Here is a 21,369-nt window from a genome sequence, read left to right as displayed (position 1 = left end):
CCCCCACACAGTTCCGCACCCCGAGACGAGTTGGAGCACCCATGCCCCAGCACGTGCCCACCCCCCTGCGCACGCCCCACCCGGGCGACGCGCGTCCCCACCCGGCGCTTCCCCCACCGCCGCGCCGGATCGCCTTCCTCGCCCGCCGCGACCTCGGCAATCCGGCCGCGGGCGGCTCCGAACTCCTCGTCGACCGGCTGGCCGACGGGCTCACCCGCCTGGGACACGAGGTGACGCTCCTGTGCGGCGGACCCGCCGCGTTCCGCGACTACCGCGTCGTGTCGGCGGGCGGCGACCTCGGCCACTATCTGCGGGCGCGCTCCGCCTTCGCCCGCCAGGTCGGCGACTGCGACCTGCTCGTGGAGGTGTGCAACGGCATGCCGTACCTGGCACCACTGTGGCACCGCGGCCCGACGCTGCGCCTGGTCAACCACGTCCACACCGATCTGTGGCGCATGCGCTTCGGCGGGCCGCTCGCGCCGGCCGCGCGGCTCGGGCGACGGCTGGAGCACTGGGCGCTGTCCGGCGCCGAGCGCCGCGGTCTGCTGGTGGCCGTCTCGCCGTCGACGGCGGCCGCGCTGCGGGCGCTCGGCGTCGAACGCGAACGCATCCGTGTCGTCCACAACGGCGTCGAGGAGCCGGGCCCGCGCGCGGACCGCTCCCGTGAGCCGCTCTTCCTCGCGATGGGCCGGCTCGTCGAGTACAAGCGGATCGATCTGCTGCTGCGGCTGTGGGAGCGGGTGCGGCCGGTCACCGGCGGCCGGCTCCTGATCGTCGGCGACGGGCCCGAGCGGGAACGGCTCGAACAACTCGCGGGCCCCGGCGTCGAGTTCAGGGGCCATGTCTCCGAGGCCGAGAAGAACCGGCTGCTGTGCGAGGCATGGCTGCTGCTGCACCCCTCCGCCGTGGAGGGCTGGGGTCTGGTCGTCACGGAGGCCGCCGCGCGCGGGACCCCGGCGATCGGCTTCGACGTGCCGGGCCTGCGCGACTCTGTGGAGGACGGTGTCACGGGTCTCCTCGCGCGCGGCGAGTCGTCGTTCGCGGCGGCCTGGTGCGCGCTGGCCCTGTCGGGACAGCGGCGGAGGCTGATGGGCAAGGCCGCCGAGGAACGCGCCGCGACCTTCCGCTGGGCGCACACGGTGCGGCAGTTCAGAGCCGTGGCCGCCGAGGCGGTGAGGAGCCCCGCGCCATGACGCACTCGACACGGACGTCCCCGCCCGACCCGTCGCTGCGCCGCTCGCTCGCCCTGTTCCGCGCGTTCCTGCGCGAACAGCAGGACCCCGAGGCCTGCTACTCCCTGCTGGCCCGCGACGCCGCCGACCAGGTCGAGGCGGTCTGCGGCGACGTACGCGGAAAAGTCGTCGTCGATGTGGGCGGCGGGTCCGGCTACTTCACGCGGGAGTTCCGGCGGCGCGGCGCACACGGCTTCCTCTTCGAGCCCGACGCAAGAGAGCTGGGCGAGCGGCCGTCCGCTCCCGCGGTCGTCGCGGACGGCTATCTGCTGCCGCTCGCGGAGGGCGCGGCCGACGTCACGTTCTCCTCGAACGTCCTGGAACACGTGGATGACCCGCAGACATTTCTCAGCGAGCTGGTCCGCGTGACGCGGCCCGGCGGGATCGTCTATCTCTCGTTCACCAACTGGCTGTCCCCGTGGGGCGGTCACGAGTGGGCGCCCTGGCACTACCTGGGCGCCGACCGGGCCGGCGCCCGCTATCAGCGGCGCACGGGCAGGCCGCCCAAACACACGCTCGGCGAGAACCTCTTCGCGCATCACATCGGCCCGACGCTGCGCCAGGTCAGGGCCCGTGACGACATCACCGTCGTCTCCGCGCGCTCCCGCTACTGGCCGTTCCTCGCGGCGACCGTCGCGAAGGTGCCGGGGGTGCGCGAGTTCGCCACCTGGAACCTCCTCCTCATCCTCCGGCGGTGTTCTCCATGACGAGCACGGTCCAGGCGCCGCCCCCGGCAGCGGCCCGCCCCGCCCACTCCCGGCCGGGACACGGGCGGGGGCCGCGCTCGCGGCGCTGGCTGCTGGCCTTCTGGGCCACGGTGTTCGTGCTGTTCGTGGCGGTGTCGCCCGGGCGCATGACGTTCGACACGAAGCTGGGCGTCGCGCTCGACCCGTGGAAGTTCCTCACGGACCTGGGCGACCTGTGGCACGACCGGGCGGGATTCGGCGGGATCTTCGACCAGTACGTGGGCTACTCGTTCCCGATGCTGCCCTACTACGGGCTCGCGCGCCTGACGCATCTGCCGGTGTGGCTGGCGGAGCGGCTGTGGCTGTCGATCATCGTGACCGTGGCGTTCTGGGGCGCCCTGCGCCTCGCGGAGCGCCTGAAGATCGGCAACCCGCGCACCCGGCTGCTCGGCGCGGTGGCCTACGCGCTGTGGCCGGCGTTCACGATCGTCGTCGGCTCGACGTCGGCGGCCGCCCTGCCGGGCGCGTTCCTGCCGTGGGTGCTGCTGCCGCTCACGAACGACCGTACGAGCGCGCGCGTCGCGGCGACGCGCTCGGCGCTCCTCATCCCGTTCATGGGCGGGGTGAACGCCGCGGCCACGCTCGCCTCCCTCCTTCCGGTGGGCCTCTATCTCCTGTCCCGCCCGCCGGGCCCGCGCCGCCGCAAGCTGATCGCGTGGTGGACCCCGTCGGTGATCCTCGCGACGGCCTGGTGGATCCTGCCGCTCCTCCTCCTGGGCGTCTACGGCGAGAACTTCCTTCCGTACGTGGAGACTTCGCAGACCACGACGGGCACCATGTCGGCCGCCGAGTCCCTGCGCGGCGCCGGGAACTGGGTGGCGTATCTGCACTTCGGCGAGGCCTGGCTGCCGGCCGGATGGACGGTGGCGACAGCGGCCGTGACCGTCGTCGGCTCGGCGCTCGCGGCGGCCTTCGGGTTCGCGGGGCTCGCCCGCCGCGATCTGCCGGAACGCCGCTGGCTCGTCCTGACGGTCCTCACGGTCGCGCTGATCACGCTCGCGGGCTACGGCGGTGCGCTCGGCGCACCTTTCCACTCCACGGTGCAGTCCTGGCTGAACGGCGGTCTGGTCCCGTTCCGCAACATCTACAAGTTCCAGACCGGCCTGGGGCTCGCCCTCGCCTTCGGGCTGATGCATGTGGCGGCGGTCGCGGCCGAGCCGCGCGGCGCCCGCCCCCTGCGCCACCGCCGGTACGCGCCCCTCGTGGCGGCGGTGCTCATCCTGCCGGGACTCGCCTGGCCCTACCTCAACGGCTCGATCCTGCAACCGGGTTCGTTCCGCTCCCTGCCCGCGTACTGGGACACGACCGCGCACTGGCTGAAGAAGAACTCGCCCGACTCGCGCGCCCTCGTCGTGCCCGCCACCGCGCACGGCATCTACACCTGGGGCTCCCCCATCGACCAGCCCCTCGACGTCCTCGCCGACTCGCGCTGGGCGCAGCGCGACTACGTCCCGTTCGGCACACCCGGCAACCGCCGCGCCCTCGACGCCGTCGAGCAGGCCCTGACCACCGGAGGTGAAGTTCCTGGCCTCCAGGACTACTTGGGCAGGGCGGGCCTGCACCACGTCGTCGTCCGCAACGACCTCGACCCCGACCAGCTGGGCTACGTACCGACCGCGACCGTCAAGCGCACCCTGGAGGAGTCCGGGTACCGGCGCGTCGCCGGGTTCGGGCCCGTCACGACCGGCGGGCGCATCGCCGAGGGCACCCCACTCCAGGTCGAGGGGCTCTATCCGCGCCTGCGGGCGGTGGAGATCTACGCACCCGGCTCCGCGCGGCGCCCCGGGCAGGCAGCCCTGCTGCCGGTCTCCGGCACGGCGGAGGTCAGCGGCGGCCCCGAGGCGCTCCTGCCACTGTCCGCCGACCCCGGGATGCGCGGCCGGCCCACCGTCCTGGCCGGCGACAACCACCCGGGCATCGGCACGCCCGCGCTGCGCACGGCCGGTGACGGCCTCCGCCGCGCGGACACCCGCTTCGGCCTGGTCGGCTCCAACACCTCGTACACGTACACGCCGACCGAGCGGAACTCCCCGGACAGCACACAGGACCCGGGGGCGAAGCCGCGGCAGATCCTGCCGGGCGAGGGGATCCGCCATCAGACGACCGCCGTGCTGCGTGGCGCCGCGCAGGTCACGGCGTCGTCGAGCGGGAACTGGCTGTTCCACCTGCCGCAGTACGACCCGGTGAACGCGTTCGACGGGAACCCGGACACGGCGTGGGCGGAGGGCACACCGGGCACGCCCGACGGGCAGTGGCTGCGGATCGCGTTCTCCGCGAAGACACCCGTGCCCGGCACGCTCCAGGTGACTCCCCTGCCGCAGGAGGGAGTCCGGGCCGCGCCGACCCGGATCCGCGTACAGACGGAAGCGGGCTCGGCCACCTCCACCCTTCAGCCGAACGGCAAGCGCCAGACCGTCAAGGCACCTGAGGGAAACAGCAGTTGGCTGCGGATCACGATCCTGGACGCGCAGGCGGGGCACACGGGGCTCGCCGGCGCGGGCTTCTCGGGCGTCGACATCCCCGGCGTTCAGGTGACCCGGCTCCTTCGGCTGCCCCAGGACTCCACGGACGCCCAGCAGTTCAGCTTCCACGCGACGACGGAGGAGCCGAACCTCGGGCGCCGCTTCACGACCCCCGAAGGGGGCGCTTACACCCTCAAGGCGAGCGCGCGGCCCGCTCCGGGCGACGCGTTCGACAAGCTCCTCTACGACGTGGCGCCCGATCAGCGCCGCCGCATCACGGCCACCGCGGACTCCACGTCCGCGCTCGGCGGCGATCTGTCGGCGCGCAACCTCACGGACGGCGACCTGACCACGGCGTGGATCGCGGGCGACCGGCCCACCATCCATCTGCGCTGGCCGGACAAGCAGGCGGTGGGAGAGGTCGTACTCGCCGCCGCGGGCGGCCTGTCCACCCGGCCCGAGAAGATCGAGATCAGTTCGCCGGACGGGGCGGCAGTGGCGGGTGTCGACGAGAACGGCGTGGCCCGCTTCGACCCGATCACCACGGACCGACTGGACATCACCGTCACCGCGACGGCGCCCCTCACCGTCCACAACCCGGTGGCGGACGCCGATCTGCAACTGCCGGTGGGGCTGACCGAGGCGTACCTCCCGGCGCTCGACCGGTACCGCACCCCGCAGCCGTCCCCGACCCGCACGTTCAGCCTGTCCTGCGGCAAGGGACCCGAGGTCACCGTCGACGGGACGCGGTACGCGACGCGCGCGCAGGGATCGGTCAGGGACCTGGTGGAGCGCCGCCCGATCACCGTCACCCTGTGCGGGAAAGCCCCCGCGTCGCTCGAACTCCCGGCCGGCACCCACACCCTGGAGACACCGCAGAACAAGGGCCCCCTCCGTCTCACCGGCGCCACCCTCACCCGCACCGACGCCCCCTCCGCCACCCCGCCCGCCGGCCGCGATCTGCGTGTCCGCGACTGGCTCGGCGACCGCAAGGAGGTGACCGTCGGCTCCGGCCCCGCCACCTATCTGACGACGTACGAGAACGTGAACGACGGCTGGAAGGCGACCCTCGACGGCAAGGAGCTGACGCCGTTGCGCCTGGACGGCTGGCAGCAGGGCTTCCTCGTTCCCCAGGGCGCCGGCGGCACCGTGAAGCTGAGTTACGAGCCGGCGCGGACGTACGAGGCCGGGCTGTTCGGCGGGGCCGCGGGCGTGCTCGCGCTGGCCGGGATCGCCCTGTTCCGGCGGCGCGCCACGTCCACAGATGTGACGCCGCCCGCCCCGCCGCCCGGGCTGCTGCTCGGCACGGTGGCGCTCACCCTCGTCGGCGCGGTGATCGCGGGCCCGCTCGCGCTGCTCGTCCCGGCGCTCGCGTTCGTGGCGTGGCGGCGGCACGCACTCCTCGTCCCGATCGCGTTCCTGGCGATGGCGGGCGCGGGGGTCGCCGCCGCGGTGGGGGCCGGGGAGGCGTCCCGGTCGTCCGCGGGCGCGTTCGGCCCGGTGGCCCAACTCCTCGCGCTGACCGCCCTGTTCGCGGCGCTGGCGACCACCCGCAGGCCGCCGGACACCGTGGCCGGCCCGTCGCAGGAAGGCGAAGCATGAGCGTTCCGGCCCCGCCCGCGCCGCGGCGCGTCCCGTTCCCCGTGGTCGACGAGGTCGCCCGGCACTGTCTCCAGGACGAGGAGCCGGAGACCGTCCACATCGAGGTCCACCTGCCGGGCGCTCCGGACCCCGCACGCCTGAAGGCCGCGTTCGCCGAAGCGCTGCGCCGCCATCCGCGCATCCTGATGCGGGAGGCGGCGGGCCCCTGGTACCGGCGGCGCTACGAGTGGGAGCTGACCCGTGGCCCCGATGTGGACGTGGTCGCCTTCCCGTCGCCGGGGCCGGACGCGCTCAAGGACGCGAGGACGCGTGCGCTGACGCACGCCCCGCCGCTGACCGCGTCGCCGCCGATCCGTCTGGAGGTCGTGCGGGAGCGGGAGGACGGCGCCGCGGTCCTCTTCCTCACCATCAACCACACCGCGCTGGACGGCCCGGCCTGTCTGCGCGTTCTCGCGACGGCGGCCGAGATCTACGGGGGTCACGACGACGCCCCCGGCGCGCCTCCGCCACACAGGGCGCCGACCGGGGCGCCGGGGCCCGCCCTGCGCGGGCCCTCGCCGTGGACCCCGCCCGCCCGCGTCGCCCCCGGCACCCCCGATCCCTCGCCGGCCCTCTCGCCCGGCAACGGCCTCCTCGTCGCGGACCTGCCCGTGCCGCACCGGCCCGCCGGCGCCCCGTACACCGTCAACGACCAGCTCATGGCCGCCACCGCCCTGATGATCACGCACTGGAACAGGGAGCACGGCGCGCGCCCGCGCCCCCTGCGCATCACGATGCCGGTGGACGACCGGCCCCGGGGCACGGACATGCCGATCGGCAACGGCACCCGGCTCGTCGAAGTCACCTTCGAACCACAGGAGTTGGCGCCTACGGACATCCCGCTCCTGCTGCACCGCACCTCGGTGCGCACCCGCGCGCTCAAGGCCCTCGACCGGCCCCAGCTCGGCCACGGCGCCTCCCTCCTCACCGCTCCGCTCGCCCCGGTCGCCTGGCGCGCCGCGGTCACGCGCGGACTGCGCAGGGCCGCCGCTCCCTGGACGTCGACCACGCTGCTCAGCAACATCGGCCGCGTCCCCTACCCGCTCGACTTCGGCGACGCGGGCCGCGCCCACGCCGTCTGGTTCTCGGCCCCCGCGCGCATGCCGCGCGGCCTGACCGTGACGACCGCGTCCACGGCGGGCCGGCTGCACCTCGCGCTGCGCTGGTCGCGCGCCCTGCTCGGACCGGGCGACGGCGACCGTCTCCTTGACCTGTTCGAGCACTACCTGCACGCGACGCAGGAGGCGACGCCATGACCACCACGTCCGCCCCGCCGGGGCTGCGGGACTTCTACGAGGACCCGGCGACCCCGGTCGCCTCCGGCGAACAGCGCTCCCACCGCCAGGCCCGCGCGCTCGCCACCGCCCTCGGCAGACCCGCGCCCTTCCCCGCCACGGTCGTCGACATCGGCTGCGGCGACGGGCAGGCGGCGGCCACCGCGGCGCCGCTCCTCGCGGGCCACCGCATCGTCGGCGTCGACTGGTCGCAGGACGCCCTCAAGCGGGCCAGAGCCCGGATCCCGGACGTGGTGCGGGGTGAACTCACCGCGAGCGGGCTGCCGTTCGCGGCGGGCTCCGCCGACGCCGTCCTGTTCAGCGAGGTGATCGAGCACCTCGTCGACCCCGATGCCGCGCTCGACGAGATCCGCCGGATCCTGCGCCCCGGCGGCCATCTCATGCTGTCCACGCCGAACCTCGCCGCCTGGTACAACCGCGCCCTGCTCCTCGCCGGTGTGCAGCCCGTCTTCTCCGAGGTCAGCCTGCGCGCCGTGCACGGCCGCCCGGGCAGCGAGGTCGTGGGCCATCTGCGGCTGTACACGGCCCGCGCGCTGCGCTCGTTCGTGGCGGCGGCGGGCTTCGACGTCGTACGGGTCACGGGCGCGCCCTTCCACGGGGTGCCGCGCCCGCTGCGCCCCCTGGACCGGCTCGCCTGCGCGGCCCCTTCCCTCTCGTCGATCCTCCTGCTGCACGCCAGGAAGACGTGAGCGGGATGACCGCCATGTGGTGGGGCGTCGGCGCGGCGCTCCTCGCGAACGTCCTCTACAGCACCGGGTTCGTCCTGGAGAAGCGGGCGCTCGCCGCGCTGCCGCAGATCAGCGTGCGCCGCCCGGCCCATCTGGTGCGCCTCGTCGCCGGCAGTCCCCTCTGGCTCGGCGGCTCCCTGGCCCTGGCCGCCGGGTTCGGGGCCCAGCTCGCCGTCTACAGAACGCTTCCCATCGCCGCCGCGCAGGCCATCTTCGTCTCCGGCCTCGTCCTCCTGCTGCTCCTGTCCTCGGCGCTCCTCGGGGAGCGGACGACGGGCCGGGAGCGGTACGCGATCGGGGCGATCCTCGCCGCGCTCCTCATGGTCGTACTGTCCCTGCGCCAGGGCAGCGACACGGTCAGCAAGGGCGCGCCCGCCGCGCTGATCCTCGGGGTGTGCGTGCCGACGCTCGCGGCGGGGCTCCTCCTGTACGGCCTCGCCGAGCGCAGGACGCGCCGCCGGCACCGCCTCCCGACGACCGGCGTCGAGTACGGGGTCGCGGTGGGCCTGCTCTACGGCGTGAGCTCGCTGGCCATCAAGGGGGTCGCCGGGTATCTGACCACGGACCGGCTCGGCGCTGCCGCGCTGCACCTGCTGACCTCGCCCTACCCCTATCTCCTGCTGTGCACGGGCGGGTTCGGGCTCGTCATGTCGCAGGCGGCGCTCCAGCGGTGCCGCGCCTCGCTGATCGTGCCGGTGTGCTCGACGGTGACGTGCCTGTTCACGGCCGTGCTCGGCACGCTCGCGTTCGGCGAGTCACTGCCGCGCGAACCGGTGGCGCTCGCGCTGCGCCTGACCGGCACGCTCCTCGCCGTGTCCGTACTGCTCCTCATGCCGAAGCACGACGACCCGCCGCCCCACACCCCCTCGCCCGCCAAGGAGTTGGCCGACCGTGAAGCCCGATGACCCGCTGCTGAGGATCCTGGCCTGCCCGCTCGACAAGGGCCCGCTGCACCTCCTCCCGCCCGAGGAGGACGCCCTTCTGTCGGGCGAGGCGCTCTACAACCCCCGGCTGCGGCGCCGCTACCCGATCGTCGACGGCATTCCCCAGCTCCTGCCCTCGTCGGGCGAGCAGGTCCCGGAGGACGAGCACGAGCGGCTGCTCGATCGGATGTCGCCCTGACGGCGCGGCCGCCGTGCGCGACCATGGACCGTATGTCAGCGCGACGCAGGCCCGCCCCCACCGGCGAGCCCTTCACGGTCACCGACTTCCAGCTGGTCCTGCTGCGCCGCATGGCGGACCACAATGCGGACCTCGTGGAGGACGCGCGCCGGCAGCTCGGCGCGACGGTGGCGCAGATGCGGGAGGCGAACCGCCGCTACCAGGCCAGGCGTCATGTGAGAGGCCCGCTCACCACACGGTCCATGTACCGCTCGCTCCTCGGCGCCCCCGAGCACACCGTCACCCGGCACATCGGTGACCTGACGTGCGAGGCCCTGCAATGGAGCGTGCCGCTCTGGCCCGGTCTGCTCTTCGAGGCGCTGGCCGGCCCGAACGGCGCGGTGTGGAACGAGTGGCTGGTGCGGGCCCCCGGCGCACCCGCGCCCGCGCTCCGCACCCTCGACGACCTCGTGCCCTGGTCCTGCACCGTGGACGAGGTGTCCGAGGCGTTCCCTCCGGCCCGCCCGCTGGAGGGCTCGGCGCCCACGCGCTGGGGTCTCGCCTTCACGGCGCCGGACACGGAGGGGACGCCTCGAGAGGTCAAAGCGGAGTTCACCTACGGACTGCTCCAGCGCTGGACACTCACCGGCTGACGCCGGCTGGTCAGCAACCCGTCAGCAACCCCATTGCGGGGCTCTTCGCGGGGGTCCTTGCGGGGGCCGACTACTCGCCCTCGTCCGGGTCCCAGTCCAGGAGCCGTACCTTCGCCACCGTCCGTACGTGGCGGCGCATCGCCGCCGCGGCCTGTGCCGGGCGGCCCGTCTCGATCGCGTCGAGGATCGCCCGGTGCTGGGCGAGGGAGCGGGCCGGGCGGCGCGGCTGACGCAGGGACTCGGTGCGTGACTCGGTGACCTGGTCGGCGATGGACCGCATGAACTCGGCGAGGAGCGCGCTGTGGGCGGCCGCGGTGACGGCCGCGTGGAAGAGCCGGTCGCCCTCGACGCCGTGGCCGCCGTCCTCGATGTCGGCCACCATGCGGTCGAGCGCCGCGTGCAGGGCGGCGAGGTCCTCGTCGGTGCGGCGTTCGGCGGCCAGCTCGGCGAGCTTGGTCTCCAGCGCCTCGCGCGCCTCCAGGACGTCGGGCAGCCGGCGCCGGCGCTCCACCATCCTCTCGACGGGCTCCGCGTCGAGGCTGTCGCGCATGAGGTACGTGCCGCCGCCGTGCCGGGCCTCCACCAGGCCCTGGACCTCCAGGACGGTGATGGCCTGCTTCACGGAGGCGCGGCTCACGCCGAGGCGGGCGGCCAGGTCGCGCTCGGGCGGGAGGCGGTCACCGGCGCGCAGGCCGCCCTCGGCGACGTAGGCGCGCAGCCGGTCGAGGACCTGCTCGTACAGGCGCGGCCTGGCCGTCATCGGCCGCAGTGCGTCGGTCATGGGGCCCTCCTCCCTGGGGTTCCGCAGCGTAACAGCGGGCCGGACAAATGGCCCAGTGGCTGAACCAATCTTTCGGCGCATCCTTGACGTAGGGGTGACGCCACCCCCACATTGGTTCAGCCACTTGGCCACTGCCGTCACTGTCGACCGCCGCTAGGAGCGCCACCCGTGTCCCTGCTCTTCCCCGCCCTGGCCCACGACCCCGACCGCCCCGCCCTGCGCTTCGGCGACCGCTCCCTCACCTACGGGGAGCTGGCCTCGGCGGCCGGAGCCCTGGCCGCACGCCTCGACGGCGCGAGCCGGGCCGCCGTGTGGGCGACGCCCACCCTGGAAACCGCCGTCGGCGTGGTCGCGGCGCTGCTCGCGGGTGTGCCCGCCGTACCGCTCAACCCGAAGTCGGGCGGCGGCGAGCTGGCGCACATCGTGGCCGACAGCGCCCCGGACGTCGTGCTCGCCGCGCCGGGGACCGAACTCCCGGACGCGCTCGGCGACCTGCGGTTCGTCGGCATCGACGTGGACGCGTCGGGTCCGGCCCGCGAATGGCCCGAGCCGGACGCCTCGGCGCCCGCGTTCGTCGTCTACACCTCCGGCACCACGGGCCCGCCCAAGGGCGCGGTCCTGCCGCGCCGCGCGGTCACCTCGACCCTGGACGCGCTCCAGGACGCCTGGGAGTGGACCGGCGACGACGTCCTCGTGCACGGCCTGCCGCTGTTCCATGTGCACGGCCTGATCCTGGGGATCCTCGGCCCGCTGCGCCGCGGCGGATCGGTGCGCCACCTGGGCCGGTTCAGCACGGAGGGCGTGGCGCGCGAGCTCGGCAGCGGGGCGACCATGCTGTTCGGGGTGCCGACGATGTACCACCGCATCGCCGAAGCGCTGCCCGCCGAGCCGGAGCTGGTGAAGGCCCTCTCGGGGGCGCGGCTCCTGGTGTCCGGTTCCGCGGCGCTGCCCGTGCACGACCACGAGCGGATCGCCGCCGCGACGGGCCGCCGCGTCATCGAGCGGTACGGGATGACGGAGACCCTGATGAACACGAGCGTGCGGGCGGACGGCGAGGCGCGGGCGGGCACGGTCGGCGTGCCGCTGCCGGGTGTCTCGGTGCGGCTCGTGGAGGACGACGGCGTCACGGAGATCCCGGCCGGCGACCCGGAGGCGGTCGGCGAGATCCAGGTCAGGGGCCCCAACCTCTTCACGGAGTACCTGAACCGGCCCGACGCGACGGCCGGCGCGTTCGCCGAGGGCGGCTGGTTCCGCACCGGCGACATGGCGGTCCGCGACCCGGACGGCTACGTCCGCATCGTGGGCCGCAAGGCCACCGACCTCATCAAGAGCGGCGGCTACAAGATCGGCGCGGGCGAGATCGAGAACGCGCTGCTCGAGCACCCCGGGGTGAGCGAGGCCGCCGTCACCGGCGAGCCCGACGACGACCTCGGCGAGCGCATCGTGGCCTGGATCGTCCCGGCCGACGCCGAACGGCCCCCGGCCGCCGACGAGCTGGCCTCCCATGTCGCCGACCGGCTCGCCCCGCACAAGCGCCCGCGCGTGGTGCGCTACCTGGAGGCGCTGCCCCGCAACGACATGGGCAAGATCATGAAGCGGGCGCTCCCCCGTGGCTGACGCCGTGCGGCTCTCCGCCCGCGAGGCGCTCGCCGCCGTCACCGACCCCGGCACCTTCACCGAACTGCCCGCCCCCGACGGCACGTACGCGCCCGACGGGCCGCTCTCCTGGGAGGGCTACGACGCGGCGCGGGCCCGGGCCACCGCCCGCACCGGCGAAGCCGAGTCCGTGGTGTGCGGGACGGCGTCGGTCGGCGGGACCAGGGCCGTACTGGTCTCCTTCGAGTTCGGCTTCCTCGGGGGCTCGCTCGGCGAGCGCACCGGCGACCGCATAGAGGCCGCGTACGCCTTCGCCCGCGCGCACCGGCTCCCCGTCGTGCCACTCGTCGCGACGGGCGGCAGCCGGATGCAGGAGGGCATGCGGGCGCTGACCCAACTCCAGCGCGTGGCACGGCAGTCGGCGCTCACGCGGGAGGCCGGGCTTGCGCAGGTGGCGGTCCTGCGCGACCCGACGACGGGGGGCGGCTGGGCGACGCTCGGCGCGGGCGCCGATGTGATCCTGGCGCTCGACTCGGCACAGGTGGGCTTCGCGGGCTCGCGGGTCAGACCGGCGGACGCGGACCCGGCGGCGTACTCGGCACGCGGCCAGTTCGCCGCAGGTGCGGTCGACGCGGTGGTGCGCCCCGACGACCTGGCGGGGACCCTCGCCGGGTGGCTGCGCCTGCTCACACGCCCGTCCGACGGCCCCGCCCCGGTCCCGTACGCCCTCGGCCGCGGCGACCTGCCCGCCACGGGCCGCGACGCGGTGCGCCGCGCCCGCGCTCCCGAACGGCCGCGCGCCGACGCGTACTTGGACGCGTACTTCACGTCCCGGGTCACGGTCAGCGGCGACCGCTGCGGAGGCACCGACGACGGTGTGCTGTGCGGGTTCGGGGAGGGCGCGCGGGACGGCAGGACGGTCGCGTACGCCGCACAGCTCGGTACGGCGACCCGGCCGGCCGGCTACCGGACGGCGGCGCGGCTGGTGCGGCTGGCCGGGCGGCTCGGTGTGCCCGTGCTGACGCTGGTGGACACGCCAGGCGCGGCCAACGACGCGGAGGCGGAGCGGTCCGGGGCGGGCGCCGCCATCGCGGACCTGTTCACGGCGCTCGCCGCGTCGCCGGTCCCGGTCACCACGCTGGTCGTGGGCGAGGGCGGCTCGGGCGGCGCGCTCGCCCTGGCAGCGCCGGAGAACACCTGGGCGACGCCGGACAGCTACTTCTCCGTGATCGCGCCCGAACTCGCCGCCGCGATCCTCAAGCGCGCCCCGGACGAGACGGACGCGACGGCCGACCAACTGCATCTCAGGCCGCAGGACTTGGTGGAGCTGGGCGTGGTGCGCGGGATCGCGGGGACGGCGTCGTGAGCGGCCCGTCGAGTGACCCCTTGAGCGGCCCGCGCGGCCCCACAGAGCATCGAAAATACGAACAGGGGAGCAGTTGTTCCCTGGAACAGGTGATCGTCCCGCCAGGAATTGCATGAGGCCTCGGTGACCAACGATGCTTACGGTGCGCAAGCAACGGGCTGCAGACCGTGATTGCGACCCGGTCCATGTCCCATGCGTGGCCGGGGAGTTGGTCCCACACATGCAACACCGCTAGGAGAACGCGCCACCATGAACCTGATCACCGACATCCTCGCCGGCCTCGTCCACTTCGTCGGCTGGCTCGTCTGACGCCGACCCGCGGAGGTCACGCGGAGTCAACGCAGCGGCGCCGTCTCCCCCGGTCCCACAGGGAGGCGGCGCCGCCGCGCGTCACGCTCCGCAGACCGCGGCCGCGTCCGTGAGGGCACGCAGCCGCGGAAGGATCTCGCCGGCGACGCGGGCCGGCTCGCCGGGAGACGGACAGCCGTAGAGGACGAACTCGTCGATGCCGAGCTGCCGGTAGGCGAACAGCCGCCGCGCCACCTCGTCGTACGTACCGATGACCGCGTCCTGCGCCGGCCCGCTCCTACCGTCGTCCAGGATCCGGCCCGCCGCGTCCCGCGCCTCGGACGCCTCGCTTCGACCCACCAGGCGCAGGCGGAGCCCGTACCGCAGCCGCGGATTCCGGTCCCGCGAGCGGGCGATACGCTCCGCGACGACAGCGGGCGGCGCGCTCCTCACCAGCCGCACATCGGCCCGCCGGGCCGCGATGCCGTCGGCGTCCGGGGACTCGCCCCCGAAGTAGAGCGGCACCGGATGCTCGACGGCCGGATCGCTCAGCTGGGCGCCCTCGACCTGCACATGCTCCCCCTGGAAGTCGATGCGCCGGCCGTCGAGCAGGTCTCGCACGACGGCCATCACCTCGTCGGTGCGCCCGTAGCGCTGGTCATGGGTCAGCCCGGCGCCGTGCGCGCCGACATCGAGCCTCAGACGGCCGCCCGCGAACCGGCGGAAGGCGTCGGCCTGTTGGGCGATGACGGTGGGGCCCGCGCTCCCGGTGGGCAGGGCGACGAGGAAGCCGATCCGCTCGGTGTGGCGACAGAGCCCGGACGCGAGCGCCCACGGGTCGGGGCCGCCGGCCGGGATCGAGAGCGAGTCGAACCCGGCGCGCTCCGCGGCCAGGGCCGTGGGAGCCAGCGAGTCGATGTCGGCGGGCCGGCGGGCCGGCAGGTACCAGTGCAGCAGAGGGTGGTTCTCGGGCATGACGACACCTCGGGAATCGCGCGGGGGCGTGGACTACTGCGGGAGCGAACCGGCCTTCAGGACACGGGACGCGGGCGGGCCGGGCGAGGGGATGCCTCCCCGGCGCGGCCTCAGGAAAGGGCGTCGGTGCCGGGTGCGGCCGGACAGAGCATCGTCGACACACGCAGAAGATCCACGTGGCGGCGCGAGACGAGCACGCGCGAGACGAGTACCGGAGCCATGGACGCATCCTGCCCGCGGCCACCGCGCACCCACAAGAGCGTTCCCGCATGGCGGACAAGACGTATCACAGGGTGGACACCCGGACCGCTGGGACGCACGCGAAGGCCCGGCGCGGCGGTTGCCGAACCGGGCCTTCGGTCAGTACATCCCTACAGGTCAGAACACCCGCACAGGCAGAGTTACTTGACCCCCACCGCCCGGATGATCTCCTGAGTGACCTTGCCGCCCCGGTCGTCGCTCGCCGAGGCGCGCAGGGACACGTACTGCGCGTCGCCCGGCACCTTCAGCGTGCCCTTCCAGGACGCGCCGTGCCCGTCGAGCGCGACCTTCGTCCAGGTCTTGCCGTCGTCGTACGAGGCCTCGAGGGTGCCGCCGCCGATCTTCCCGGTGTCCGGGGCGCCCTTGACGTACTCGGAGCTGATCCCGACGGAGACCCGGTGTCCGCCGCGCACGTTGCCCGCGAGGTCGGTGTCCACGTCGAAGCCGAGGTTGAGCAGCGGCAGGAACGTCCACCGGTCGTCGGGGGTCTCGGCAGACTTGAACGTCCACTCCGAGTGGCCCTTCGTGGCCAGCTTCCAGCGCGCGGCATCGAGCGTCGTGTCGGTGACGACCTTGTAGGTGTGCTCGGCCGGGTCGGCGTCCCACACGTACACGGCGGAGCTCTTCTTGCGGTCCGCGAGCACCCCGTCGACGTACACCTCGGAGTTCTGCGTCTGGGTGCTGTCGCTCCACACGTCGCCGAAGCCGGTGTGGTCGGGGCCGGAGTCGCCCCAGCCGGGCACGTTGAACTGGAGGGTGTCGCCGGAGCGCTGCTGGCCCCAGCCGAGACCGGTGCCGAGCCACGGGTGCCAGACCGGCTTGAACCAGTCGAGCTCGGAGTGCTTGCCGCCCTTGTACGTGATGAGGCCGCTGCGCTGCTCCAGGTCGGTCGGGCCCGTCTGGACGGACTCGTGCCACTTCTGGCCGGTGCCGGTGGAGACGTAGTCGGTGCGCTCGGCCGGGTAGTCGATCTTCTGCAGGAAGCCGAGGCCGATGCGGAAGGTGTCGGTGATCGAGTAGCGGAACTCGCCGCCCGCCTGGGGCTTCACCGCATGGAACTTGGCGTCGATGACGGCCAGGTCGGACTTGCGGGGCCGGTAGGTCAGGTCGCCGCTCGGGACGGCTCCCTTGTGCTCGTCGGTGACGTCGTACACCCAGGGCGTGTTGCGGGTGCCCGTCATCGTGACACTGCGGCCCGCCTTCGCGTCCGCCGCGAGCTTCGCGCCGTCCGCGGAGTCGACCGTCGCGATCTGGAGCGGCCGGTCCGTGTCGTCGTCCGTGCCGAACCAGGCGTTGAGCCGGCCCGCCGCGCCGTCGGTGACGAACAGCGCCTTGACGCCCGCGTCCTGCGCGGCCTGGGCGAGCTGGGCCGGGGAGAGCGCGTCGGTACGCCGTACGAGGACGGCCCTGCCGCGCACGTTCTTGCCCGCGTAGTCGGCGGGCGCGCCGGCCCCGGCATCCACGACCGCGAGCCTGCTGCGGCCCTCGGTGAGGCTGCTGCCGGGCTGGACGACTGCCTCGCGCAGGCCGTCCACCTGGAGCGTGGGCTTCCCGAGGCGCCACACGGTGCGGTACTCGAAGGACCCGTCGGTGACCTTGTGGGTGGAAGCCGCGAAGATGCTGTCGTACTTGACGGGCAGCTGGACCGCGCTCATGTAGTCGGCGCCGCCCGCCTTCCGGTCGGCCTCCATGAGCAGGTGGCGGGTCTCGGTGGTCCGGCCGACGTCGGCCTTGACCTCCTTCAACTGCCGCCCGTCGAGGGTGATCTCGCGGTCCCGGTCGAGCTTGATCTCGGGGTCGGCGAGGTAGCCGAGTCCGAGGGAGTCCTTGCCGTGGCTGCCGTGCACGTCGAGGTAGGACTCGACGTAGTACGAGCCGGGCTTCAGGCGCAGCTGGAGGGTGCCGGAGTCACCGACCGTGGCGGGGAACGGATCGGTGTTCCCGACGAGCTGCTGCACGCCGAGATACGCGGCCGTCGCGGCGCCGTCCCGGTCCTTCACATGGACGGTGAGCGTGTACCGCTCCTCCTCCTTGACCATTCCGAACGCCGTGTGCGCGACGGGCTTTCCGGCCACGGACGCGACGATGCGCCCGCTGGTGTTCCCGACGGCGGCCTTGGCGCCGTCACCGGTCACGGTCGTGGAGGCGGTGCCGTGCGCCGGCACGGTCAGCTTGCTGTCGGCGAGCGAGACGACGCCGTCGGCCGCGCCCTCCGCGGTCAGCGTCAGCTCCACCGCGCTGTCGGAGGAGTTGCTGTAGGTGACCGTCTTCGTGACCGGCTTGTTGCTCTCGTACGGCCACTTGTAGTAGCCGAGGTCGGCGCTGCCGGTCGCGGTGACGTCCGCGGTCACGGCGTCGGGCACGCTGACGCGCCCCGAGCCCAGGTCGTAGGCGGAGTCGGCGAGCTCCTTGGACGTCGACATCAGCGCGTCCTTGAGCTGCGCGCCCGTCCAGTCGGGGTGCTTCTGGGCAAGCAGGGCCGCGACACCGGCGACGTGCGGCGTCGCCATCGACGTACCACTCATGCTGGTGTACGCACCACTGCCGGGGACCAGCGAGGAGCGGGCGGCGAGGATGCCGACACCGGGCGCGGACAGGTCGGGCTTGAGCCCGTTGTCCCCGAAGCGGGGGCCCTTGCTGGTGAAGTAGGCGGCCTCGTCGGCGGAGTCGACGGCGCCGATGGTGAGGGCGGAGTCGGCGGCGCCGGGCGAGCCGATGGAGCCGGGGGCACCGGAGTTGCCCGCGGCGATGACGAAGAGGGCGCCGGTCTCCTTGGACAGCGAGTTCACGGCGGCGGCCATCGGGTCGGTGCCGTCGCTCGCCTCGGACGAACCGAGGCTCATCGAGACGACCTTGGCGTGGATGTCCTTGGCGGCCCACTCCATACCGGCGATGATCTGCGACTCGCTGCCGGATCCCTGGTTGCTGAGGACCTTGCCGACGGCGAGGGTCGCGTCGGGGGCGACGCCCTTCTCCTTGCCGTCGGAGGCGGCTCCGCTGCCGCCCACGGTCGACGTGACGTGGGTGCCGTGGCCGTTGCCGTCCGCGACCTCCTGGCCCTCGATGAAGGACTTGGACTCGGTGACGCGGGACGCGAGGTCGGGGTGCGTGGCGTCGTAGCCGGTGTCGAGGACGGCGACCTTGACGCCCTTGCCGGTGAGCCCGGCCTCCCAGGCCTTCGGGGTACCGATCTGCTCGTTGCTCTCGGCCATGTCGGCCTTGACGCGGCCGTCGAGCCAGATCTTGCCGATGCCGTCGGCGAAGTCCTTGCCCTCGGGGGCGGTCACGGCGTTCCAGAACGTACGGCCCTTGCCGGCGTCCAGGGCGGCGCCGCCGATGCTGTCGAGGCCGCGGGTGCGGTCGGCGCCCTTCGGGGTGCGCGCGGCGGAACGGGCGCTCTTGCCTGCGTACGACACGATGAGCGGCGTCGCATCGGCCTTGCTGTCGGCAAGCCCCTGGCGTATCAGCTCACTCACGTCGAAGAGCCGCGCGTCCAGCGTTCCGGCCGCGAGGTAGGGGCGCGCCTCGTCAGGTACGACGCTGATCTTCCCGTCGTTCACCTGGGTCCTGACGGCGCCGGTCGCGCCCTTCGCGCGGTCGACGGTGACGGCCTTCTTCCCGCCGCCGAGGTCGGTGACGGTCACCTTGTCGCCGGTCACCAGGGTCACTGTGTGGGCGGCGCGGGCGGCGGGCGTGGTGGCGCGGGCCGCCGGGGTGGCGGTGTCACCGGCGACGGCCTGCCCGCCCGGAAGCAGCGCGAGCGCGAGCCCGGCCGACAGCAGGGCCGCGCTCCGTCTCGCTGGTCCTCTGGTCATCGTTGCCTCTCTTCGTAGGCCTCGGGTATGGGGTGTTACCCGAGCGCTGCGAAGAGTGTGAAGTGCGCACTGTTACGGCGACATTGACGGGAGCTGGCGGGAAGCTGCCCTGGCACCTTCCCGCCAGGGGGCGGTCCGGACACAATCCGGACGCCACCCCGATGCCGGCGTCCGCGTGCGGCTGACAGCCTCAACGCCCCTCGGCCACAATGGGGTTAGGCATGTGCCACACGTTTCGACCGGTTTCACGGGGGCGGCATGGACGGTTTGGTGGAGTACGAGACCAAGGACCACACGACCGTGGTCTTCGAGGCGTCCGACGAGACAGGGGTGCGGCTCGTCTCGCGCGGGGGCCTGCCCACGGCGCAGGCGGTGGGCACGTTCGAGTCCGCGCTCGACGGGGCGCGCTCGGCTGCCGAGTCGGCACTGCGGGTCTTTCGCGAGGGGCCGCTCAAGCCGGACGGCGTGGAGATCGAGTTCGGCGTGAAGATGTCCGCCGAAGCAGGAGCGGTGATCGCCAAGGGCACGGCCGAGGGCCATCTGGTGGTGAAGCTCACCTGGTCGGCGAAGGACCGCACGGCCACGGACGACGCGTGAACAGCGCGCGCCGGCACGCCAGGATCGAGTGCGGGCGCCGGATCGGGGCCGGCTTCCTGGTGACCGGCGCAAGGTCGTGGCCTGCGTCCATGTGATCACCGACAGCGGCGCCGAGGTCGTCCTGCCGCACCACGAGGTCCCCGTCACCGTCCGCGGTGCCCGCCTCGTTCAGCTGCATCCGAGCGGCCTGCCGCTGGGGGCGGCGCCCTTTCTCTGCTCCCACTCGTCCCAGGCCGTCTGCATCCCCCGTTGCGCCGTCGTACGTTCCGGGCGCACCGGTCACAGCGCACCCCGACCTGCGCCTGCTCACCACGCCTTTACCAAGTGCCCCGACGGACCGAGGGAGTTCGTGACGAACTGGGGACGCCCCGACAGCCCTCACGCTGTCGGCTTCCTCGCGTCGTACTTCAGGAACTTGCGCCACTTCAGGGCCAGCAGCAGGACCGCCACCACGCACGCCGCGCCGCCGCCCGTGATCGCCACCGCGGGGGACGCGAGGTCGGCCGTCGAGCCTGCGACGAAGTCGCCGAGACGGGGGCCGCCCGCCACGACCACGATGAAGACGCCCTGGAGGCGGCCCCGCATCTCGTCGGGGGCCGCGACCTGGAGCATCGTGCCGCGGAACACCATCGAGACCGTGTCCGCGCAGCCGGCGAGCGCGAGGAAGAAGAGGCCGAGCCAGAGGTCTCTGGTGAGGCCGAAGACGGCGATCGCGAGGCCCCACGCGCACACGGCGAGGACGATCGCCAGGCCGTGGCGGTGCACGCGGCCCAGCCAGCCGGAGAACACCCCGCCCAACAGCGCGCCCACCGCGGGAGCGGCGACGAGCAGGCCGGTCGTCCGCGCGTCGCCGCCGTACCAGAGCAGCGCGACGGCCGGGTACAGCGCCCGCGGATACGCGAGGACCATCGCGCACATGTCCGTGAAGAAGGTCATCCGGAGGTTGGGCCGCCCGGCCAGGAACCGCAGGCCGTCCACCACGGACGCCCGCTTGCGCCGCTCCCCCTGCGGCGCGTCCGGCAGCATCGCCGGCAGCCGCCACATCGCGTACAACGCCGCCGAGAAGGCGACCGCGTCGATCAGATACGCCGTCTGGTAGCCCCACAGGCCGACCACGACGCCGCCCAGCATGGGGCCGATGAGGCTGCCGGCTGTGCTCGTCATGGAGTTGAGCGCGTTCGCCGCCGGCAGGTGCTCGGGCGGCAGGAGGCGCGGGATCATCGAGGTGCGCGCCGGTGAGTTGAGCGCCCCGCACATCGCCTGGAGGGCCACGACCGCGTAGAGCAGCCAGACGCGGTGGTAGCCGGCGAGCGCCGCGACGGCCAGTGCCACGGACAGCGCGCACGAGCCGGTCGCGCTGTACAGGCCGAGCTTGCGCCGGTCCATCGTGTCCGCGATGGCACCCCCGTAGAGGCCGAAGACGACCAGCGGGACCAGCGAGAACAGGCCGACCAGGCCCACGGAGAAGCTGGAGTGCGTGATGTCGTACACCTGGAGGGACACCGCGAGCGCGGTCATCGCCTGGCCCGTCCAGGACACCGTGTTGCCGACCCACAGGCGCCGGTAGTCGACGGAGATACGCAGCGGGGTGAGATCGGCGAGAATCCGGCGACGACCACCCGGAGCGGGGCCCTTCACCAGTGCCGGAGCGGATATCGCAGGGGTCTCGGAGGCGTCTGCCTGGTCCGGCGAGGACGGGGTGCTGGTCACACGGGATGCTAACAACGCCCGGCAAGACCACCCGTCCGGCGGAACCCCGCCCGGCTCATTCCAGCGCGCGCCCGGCGCCACCCCGCCGCAGGATTTCAGGAGGGCCGTTATTTGACGACCCG

Annotated in this window: 15 protein-coding genes; 11 read left to right on the top strand and 4 right to left on the bottom strand. The window is 73.5% G+C overall.

The features are described from left to right. Positions 1–41: 41 nt before the first annotated feature. The 8 genes from CG723_RS04360 to CG723_RS04325 are packed head-to-tail and all read left to right on the top strand — an operon-like array spanning position 42 to position 9,858. Positions 42–1,193 carry a glycosyltransferase family 4 protein gene (locus CG723_RS04360; protein WP_100591893.1) on the top strand — a complete coding sequence of 384 codons (1,152 nt, stop codon included), beginning with the start codon at positions 42–44 and terminating at the stop codon, positions 1,191–1,193. Then, entirely contained in the window at positions 1,190–1,939 is a 750-nt protein-coding gene (locus CG723_RS04355) for a class I SAM-dependent methyltransferase (RefSeq protein WP_100591892.1), read from the top strand. The genes CG723_RS04360 and CG723_RS04355 overlap by 4 nt, the downstream gene beginning before the upstream one ends. Further along, complete coding sequence (locus tag CG723_RS04350; protein WP_100591891.1) at positions 1,936–6,042, top strand: alpha-(1->3)-arabinofuranosyltransferase; 4,107 nt, start codon at positions 1,936–1,938, stop codon at positions 6,040–6,042. The genes CG723_RS04355 and CG723_RS04350 overlap by 4 nt, the downstream gene beginning before the upstream one ends. Then, entirely contained in the window at positions 6,039–7,337 is a 1,299-nt protein-coding gene (locus tag CG723_RS04345) for a condensation protein (RefSeq protein ID WP_100591890.1), read from the top strand. Before CG723_RS04350 ends, CG723_RS04345 begins: the two co-directional genes overlap by 4 nt. Further along, positions 7,334–8,065, top strand: coding sequence for a class I SAM-dependent methyltransferase (locus CG723_RS04340; protein ID WP_100591889.1), 732 nt, complete (start codon positions 7,334–7,336; stop codon positions 8,063–8,065). Before CG723_RS04345 ends, CG723_RS04340 begins: the two co-directional genes overlap by 4 nt. A 14-nt stretch (positions 8,066–8,079) precedes the next feature. Then, a complete protein-coding gene (locus CG723_RS04335; protein WP_100592549.1) occupies positions 8,080–9,009 on the top strand; it encodes a hypothetical protein in 930 nt (309 codons plus the stop codon). Continuing rightward, the gene (locus CG723_RS04330) at positions 8,996–9,226 is read left to right on the top strand and encodes a Trm112 family protein (protein WP_100591888.1); all 231 of its coding nucleotides are present in this window, start codon (positions 8,996–8,998) and stop codon (positions 9,224–9,226) included. Before CG723_RS04335 ends, CG723_RS04330 begins: the two co-directional genes overlap by 14 nt. 23 nt (positions 9,227–9,249) lie before the next feature. After that, the gene (locus CG723_RS04325) at positions 9,250–9,858 is read left to right on the top strand and encodes a hypothetical protein (RefSeq protein ID WP_100591887.1); all 609 of its coding nucleotides are present in this window, start codon (positions 9,250–9,252) and stop codon (positions 9,856–9,858) included. Positions 9,859–9,928: 70 nt separating this feature from the next. Here CG723_RS04325 and CG723_RS04320 read toward each other — a convergent pair whose 3' ends face one another. Then, positions 9,929–10,639, bottom strand: a complete 711-nt coding sequence (locus CG723_RS04320; protein ID WP_100591886.1) for a FadR/GntR family transcriptional regulator — start codon at positions 10,637–10,639, stop codon at positions 9,929–9,931. 168 nt (positions 10,640–10,807) lie between these two features. Here CG723_RS04320 and CG723_RS04315 point away from each other — a divergent pair, with 168 nt between their 5' ends. Continuing rightward, positions 10,808–12,256, top strand: coding sequence for an acyl-CoA synthetase (locus tag CG723_RS04315; protein WP_100591885.1), 1,449 nt, complete (start codon positions 10,808–10,810; stop codon positions 12,254–12,256). Further along, positions 12,249–13,601 (top strand): carboxyl transferase domain-containing protein, encoded by a 1,353-nt coding sequence (locus tag CG723_RS04310; RefSeq protein WP_100591884.1) that lies wholly within the window; start codon positions 12,249–12,251, stop codon positions 13,599–13,601. Before CG723_RS04315 ends, CG723_RS04310 begins: the two co-directional genes overlap by 8 nt. Positions 13,602–13,991: 390 nt before the next feature. Here the strand turns inward: CG723_RS04310 and CG723_RS04305 are convergent, their stop codons facing one another. Together CG723_RS04305 and CG723_RS04300 are read right to left on the bottom strand one after the other, a co-directional pair. Next, complete coding sequence (locus CG723_RS04305) at positions 13,992–14,864, bottom strand: LLM class flavin-dependent oxidoreductase (protein WP_100591883.1); 873 nt, start codon at positions 14,862–14,864, stop codon at positions 13,992–13,994. Between the two features lie 401 nt (positions 14,865–15,265). Further along, complete coding sequence (locus CG723_RS04300) at positions 15,266–18,940, bottom strand: S8 family serine peptidase (protein WP_100591882.1); 3,675 nt, start codon at positions 18,938–18,940, stop codon at positions 15,266–15,268. A gap of 258 nt (positions 18,941–19,198) precedes the next feature. On the opposite strand from CG723_RS04300, the gene CG723_RS04295 reads away from it, so the two are divergent. Further along, entirely contained in the window at positions 19,199–19,537 is a 339-nt protein-coding gene (locus CG723_RS04295; protein ID WP_100591881.1) for a CU044_2847 family protein, read from the top strand. Positions 19,538–19,915: 378 nt separating this feature from the next. On the opposite strand, the gene CG723_RS04285 is transcribed toward CG723_RS04295, so the two are convergent. Further along, positions 19,916–21,193 carry an MFS transporter gene (locus tag CG723_RS04285; RefSeq protein ID WP_100592548.1) on the bottom strand — a complete coding sequence of 426 codons (1,278 nt, stop codon included), beginning with the start codon at positions 21,191–21,193 and terminating at the stop codon, positions 19,916–19,918. Positions 21,194–21,369 lie beyond the last annotated feature (176 nt).

Origin of the sequence: Streptomyces sp. CB01635 (genome assembly GCF_002803065.1) — a bacterium.
In the GTDB taxonomy this organism is placed as follows: Bacteria; Actinomycetota; Actinomycetes; order Streptomycetales; family Streptomycetaceae; genus Streptomyces.
This window is presented reverse-complemented; position numbering and strand designations above follow the sequence as displayed.

Bases quoted from the DNA above. Each gene is read 5' to 3' on its own strand.
- CG723_RS04335 (WP_100592549.1), top strand. From the start codon at position 8,080: ATGTGGTGGGGCGTCGGCGCGGCGCTCCTCGCGAACGTCCTCTACAGC.
- CG723_RS04345 (WP_100591890.1), top strand. From the start codon at position 6,039: ATGAGCGTTCCGGCCCCGCCCGCGCCGCGGCGCGTCCCGTTCCCCGTG.
- CG723_RS04320 (WP_100591886.1), bottom strand. From the start codon at position 10,639: ATGACCGACGCACTGCGGCCGATGACGGCCAGGCCGCGCCTGTACGAG.
- CG723_RS04295 (WP_100591881.1), top strand. From the start codon at position 19,199: ATGGACGGTTTGGTGGAGTACGAGACCAAGGACCACACGACCGTGGTC.
- CG723_RS04350 (WP_100591891.1), top strand. From the start codon at position 1,936: ATGACGAGCACGGTCCAGGCGCCGCCCCCGGCAGCGGCCCGCCCCGCC.
- CG723_RS04325 (WP_100591887.1), top strand. From the start codon at position 9,250: ATGGACCGTATGTCAGCGCGACGCAGGCCCGCCCCCACCGGCGAGCCC.
- CG723_RS04340 (WP_100591889.1), top strand. From the start codon at position 7,334: ATGACCACCACGTCCGCCCCGCCGGGGCTGCGGGACTTCTACGAGGAC.
- CG723_RS04300 (WP_100591882.1), bottom strand. From the start codon at position 18,940: ATGACCAGAGGACCAGCGAGACGGAGCGCGGCCCTGCTGTCGGCCGGG.
- CG723_RS04360 (WP_100591893.1), top strand. From the start codon at position 42: ATGCCCCAGCACGTGCCCACCCCCCTGCGCACGCCCCACCCGGGCGAC.
- CG723_RS04305 (WP_100591883.1), bottom strand. From the start codon at position 14,864: ATGCCCGAGAACCACCCTCTGCTGCACTGGTACCTGCCGGCCCGCCGG.
- CG723_RS04355 (WP_100591892.1), top strand. From the start codon at position 1,190: ATGACGCACTCGACACGGACGTCCCCGCCCGACCCGTCGCTGCGCCGC.